At 66.2% G+C, this 4,785-nt stretch carries 3 protein-coding genes and 1 pseudogene; all 4 read left to right on the top strand.

The annotated features are described in order from the left end of the window. Positions 1-126: 126 nt before the first annotated feature. Positions 127-342 (top strand): annotated as a pseudogene (locus tag ACCC94_RS27785) (membrane-bound O-acyltransferase family protein); the annotation flags it as partial. Between the two features lie 13 nt (positions 343-355). After that, positions 356-1,540 (top strand): alginate O-acetyltransferase, encoded by a 1,185-nt coding sequence (locus tag ACCC94_RS27780; RefSeq protein WP_413352813.1) that lies wholly within the window; start codon positions 356-358, stop codon positions 1,538-1,540. Between the two features lie 81 nt (positions 1,541-1,621). Then, positions 1,622-2,287 (top strand): alginate O-acetyltransferase AlgF, encoded by a 666-nt coding sequence (algF, locus tag ACCC94_RS27775; RefSeq protein WP_413352812.1) that lies wholly within the window; start codon positions 1,622-1,624, stop codon positions 2,285-2,287. 354 nt (positions 2,288-2,641) lie between these two features. After that, positions 2,642-4,084 carry a mannose-1-phosphate guanylyltransferase/mannose-6-phosphate isomerase gene (locus ACCC94_RS27770; protein ID WP_413352811.1) on the top strand — a complete coding sequence of 481 codons (1,443 nt, stop codon included), beginning with the start codon at positions 2,642-2,644 and terminating at the stop codon, positions 4,082-4,084. Positions 4,085-4,785: the final 701 nt, after the last annotated feature.

The raw sequence follows: 4,785 nt of genomic DNA, 5'->3' as shown, positions 1-4,785 counted from the left end.
AGCAGCAGCAGGTCGACCAGGTTGTCCCGCGCGGCCAGGGTGCGGCGCGTGTAGATGGAGGCGAGCCGCAATGGCAGGCGGGGCTGCAGGGCGGGCCTCAGGCTGGGGTAATTGGCCTTGCCCCCCGGCCCGGCCAGCGCCCAGCCGCGCACCCCGGCCATGGCCCAGCAGGACCCGGCGGCGATCGCCTATTCGCCCAGCGGCGCCGCCGTCTACCAGCCGCACTGGATGACCCAGCTGCCGGTACTGGCCACCCGCGTCGCCCTGCTCCTGCTGTTCGCCGCCTCGGTGCTCAAGCTCTCGGCGCAGAGCTACTCGCCGTTCCTCTACTTCCAGTTCTGAGCGAGGCCAGATCATGCCAGTGGAAACCATGAGAATCGCCAAACCTCTCCAGTACGCCTACATCGCCGCCTTCGGCGGGATGCTGCTCGGCCTTGCCGGCTGGTCGCTGAAGGCGTTCCCCAGCTTCTCCGCGGCCGAGGGCACCACCGTGCTCAACGGCAAGCTGGCCCATGCCTTCGAAGGCCACTACGACGAGCAATTCCCGATCAAGCGCCTGGGCACCAACCTCTGGGCCGCGCTGGACTACACCCTCTTCGACGAGGGCCGCCCCGGCGTGGTGATCGGCAAGGACGGCTGGCTGTTCACCGATGAAGAGTTCAAGCCCGCGCCCACCCAGCAGCAGCTCGAAGACAACTGGGCGCTGGTGCGTGGCGTGCAGCAGGAGCTGGAGCGCCGCGGCGTGAAGCTGGTGCTGGCGATCATCCCGGCCAAGACCCGCCTCTACCCCGAGTACGTTGGCAAGGAGCAGCCGGCAGCCCTGCACGCCTCGCTCTACACCGACTTCCTGCAGCGCGCCCGCCAGGCCGGCATGGCCGCGCCCGAGCTGCTGGAGACGATGGAAAAGGCCAAGGACAACGGCCAGGTGTTCCTGCGCACCGACACCCACTGGACCCCGCTGGGCGCCGAAGCCGTGGCCCAGCGCCTGGGCGAAAGCATCCGCGCCAGCGTCGGCTCCGAGCTGCCGTCCCAGAGCTTCGTCACCGAGGCCGGCAAGAGCGGCGCGCACAAGGGCGACCTGCTGACCTTCCTGCCCCTGGACCCGCTGTTCACCAACCTGCTGCCCGCCGAGGACCAGCTGGAACAGCGCCAGACCCATCCGGCCGAGGATGCCGCCTCCGCCGACAACGGCGGCGGCGACCTCTTCGGCGACAGCGCCCAGCCGCAGGTCGCGCTGGTCGGTACCAGCTACAGCGCCAACCCGCGCTGGAACTTCGCCGGCGCCCTCAAGCAGGCGCTCTCGGCGGATGTCATCAACTACGCCAAGGAGGGCAAGGGCCCCCTGGAACCCATGCTCGAACTCCTGCAGGACGAAGGCTTCAAGCAGAAGCCGGCGCAATTGCTGGTGTGGGAGTTCCCCGAGCGCTACCTGCCGATGCACAGCGACCTGAGCCAGTTCAACCCGGACTGGGTGGCGCAACTGCGGGCAGCGGGTAGCCGCGACGAACGCCTGGCTTCCAACCAGGCACCTGCTCGTTAACCCAGGTATTCACGGCGCATCGAGCGCCGGAACTGGGCGCCACCCGCGCCCACACAAGAGAGAAGACGGAGGTACAACCCCATGAACCGACTGAGCATCAACCGACTGAGCATTCGCACCCTGAAGTCGTCCGCCCTGGCACTGGCCCTGGGCGCCGCATCCTTCGGCGCCTTCGCCGGCGGTGAAGGCGCGCTGTACGGCCCGCAGGCTCCCAAGGGCTCCACCTTCGTACGGGCCTACAACGCCGGCAGCGGCGAGCTGTCCGTCAGCGTCGGCAACGCCACCCTGAACGACATCTCGCCGCTGGGCTCCAGCGACTTCAAGTTCCTCCCGCCGGGCAACTACACCGCCAAGGTCGGCTCGCAGAGCCTGCCGGTGAAACTCGACCCGGATTCCTACTACACCCTGGTCAGCCAGCCCGGCGGCCAGCCGCGCCTGGTGCCCGAGCCGCCGTTCAAGAACAAGCAGAAGGCCCTGGTCCGCGTACAGAACCTCAGCGGCAAGGCGCTCACCCTGAAGACCGCCGACGGCAAGACCGAAGTCGTCAGCAACGTCGCCCCGCAGAGCCACGGCGACCGCGAGATCAACCCGGTGAAAGTGAACCTGGCGCTGTTCGACGGCGCGAAGAAGGTCAGCGACCTCAAGCCGGTCACCCTCGAGCGCGGCGAAGTGGTCTGCCTCTACGTCACTGGCGACGGCGCCAAGCTGAACCCGGTGTGGGTCAAGCGTCCGGTGAAGGCGGACTGAGGCCTTGCAGCGGATGGCGTTCTTCGAACTGGGGGCGAATCCCGCCCCTCTCCCCCACCCTCTCCCTGAAGGGAGAGGGAGCCATCCGTGCGCACGGAAATTTCAGTACTACCCGGCGAGCGGGAATGTCCCGACTCGCTCCGAACAGTCCCCTCTCCCTTCAGGGAGAGGGTTAGGGAGAGGGCGCTCCACATCGCGCCGGATCCCCAGCCAGAACAACAAGACCGGCCCCACACCGGCAGAAAAACCAGTGCGCCGCAACCACGGCAGGCACAGGAGAGGTCACCCAAACGGTACGCCGGCCCGCATGACGTGGTCCGGCCAACAGAACGCAAACGCTTTAGGAGAAACCCGATGATCCCAGTAATTCTATCCGGTGGCAGCGGCTCGCGACTCTGGCCTCTTTCGCGCAAACAGTATCCCAAGCAGTTCCTGGCCCTGACCGGCGACCACACCTTGTTCCAGCAGACCCTGGAGCGCCTGGTGTTCGAAGGCATGGAGCCGCCGGTGGTGGTGAGCAACCAGGAACACCGTTTCATCGTCCAGGAGCAGCTCGAAGCGCTGAACCTGAAGACCCAGTCGATTCTCCTCGAACCCTTCGGTCGCAACACCGCTCCGGCGGTCGCCATCGCCGCCATGAAGCTGCTTGCCGAAGGCCGCGACGAACTGCTGCTGGTGCTCCCGGCCGACCACGTCATCGATGACCAGCGCGCCTTCCAGCGTGCCCTGGCGCTGGCCACCAACGCCGCGGAAAAAGGCGAGATGGTGCTCTTCGGCATCCCCGCCAACCGCCCGGAAACCGGCTACGGCTATATCAAGGCCGGCGACGAGCGCGGCCTGCCGGACGGCGTCATCCGCGTCGAGCGCTTCATCGAGAAACCCGACGAGGCCCGCGCCCAGCAGTTCGTCGAGGACGGCGGCTACTTCTGGAACAGCGGCATGTTCCTGTTCCGCGCCAGCCGCTTCCTGGAAGAACTGAAGAAGCACGACGCCGACATCTACGACACCTGCCTGCTCGCCCTGGAGCGCAGCCAGCATGACGGCGACCTGATCAACATCGACGCCGCCACCTTCGAGTGCTGCCCGGACAACTCCATCGACTACGCCGTGATGGAAAAGACCCGTCGCGCCTGCGTGGTCCCCCTGGCCGCCGGCTGGAACGACGTCGGCAGCTGGTCGTCGATCTGGGAAGTCCACGACAAGGACGCCGACGGCAACGTCACCATGGGCGACGTGACGGTCCACGACAGCCACAACTGCCTGGTGCACGGCAACGGCAAGCTGGTGTCGGTCATCGGCCTGGAAGACATCGTGGTGGTCGAGACCAAGGACGCCATGATGATCGCCCACAAGGACCGCGTGCAGGACGTCAAGAAGGTGGTCAACCAGCTCGACGCCGCCGGCCGTACCGAAACCCAGAACCACTGCCAGGTCTATCGTCCGTGGGGCTCCTACGACTCGGTGGACATGGGCGGCCGCTTCCAGGTCAAGCACATCACCGTCAAACCCGGTGCGCGCCTGTCGCTGCAGATGCACCACCACCGCGCCGAGCACTGGATCGTCGTCTCCGGCACCGCCCAGGTGACCTGTGACGACAAGACCTTCCTGCTCACCGAGAACCAGTCCACCTACATCCCGATCGCCTCGGTCCACCGCCTGGCCAACCCCGGCAAGATCCCGCTGGAGATCATCGAAGTGCAATCGGGCAGCTACCTGGGCGAGGACGACATCGAGCGTCTGGAAGACGTCTACGGCCGCACCACGGAGAACGTGGAAGTGCAGGCCGTGGTTCGCTGAGCCCCGGGACCTGGCGCTTTCCCCCATCGGCGCCAATGCCCCCGCACCCTGAGGTGCGGGGGCTTTTTTATGGGCGCTGGCCGAGGTATCTGCGTAGGGCGCATAACCCGGAACGGTTTATCTGCCGAACTGGCGGATAACGCCTGCGGCGTTTTGCGCCCTACGTATCTGCCGACTTGGGGCTTGTCGTAGGAGCGAGCTTGCTCGCGAACCGGCGCCGCCCCGACGTACCCGGTTTCGTAGGAGCGGACCCTGTCCGCGATGTCCTTCGCGGCGGACTTGGGCTTATGCATTCGCCACTTGCACGAGCTGCCCCGCCCGCGAGCCGTTTCGCGCCGGTCTCGGCCAGTGTTGAGCGCTTTTGTAGGATGGGTGGAGCCTGCGATACCCATGCTGTCCAGCCCGCGCCAATTGATGGGTATCGCTGCGCTCCACGCCATCCTACGCTTGTGTTTCGCCGTGGGTTCGGTGGGGATGGAAGGTCCGCTCCTACGAAAAGCGGGTACGTCAGCGCGGGGGCGGTTCGCGAGCAAGCTCGCTCCTACGAAAAGACAAACGCCCTGATCCAGCTCTGGCTCTGGCTCTGGCTCTGGCTCTGGCTCTAAAAGGCTTCCAGAGAAACAACCGCGCACTCCGAACTGCCCCGTTCAGGAGGCCTCGTTGAAGTGGAGTTTCAGGGGTTGAGCGACATGGATGTCGCG

It is taken from the genome of Pseudomonas sp. Pseusp97 (assembly GCF_047304025.1).
Taxonomy (GTDB): domain Bacteria; phylum Pseudomonadota; class Gammaproteobacteria; order Pseudomonadales; family Pseudomonadaceae; genus Pseudomonas.
This window is presented reverse-complemented; position numbering and strand designations above follow the sequence as displayed.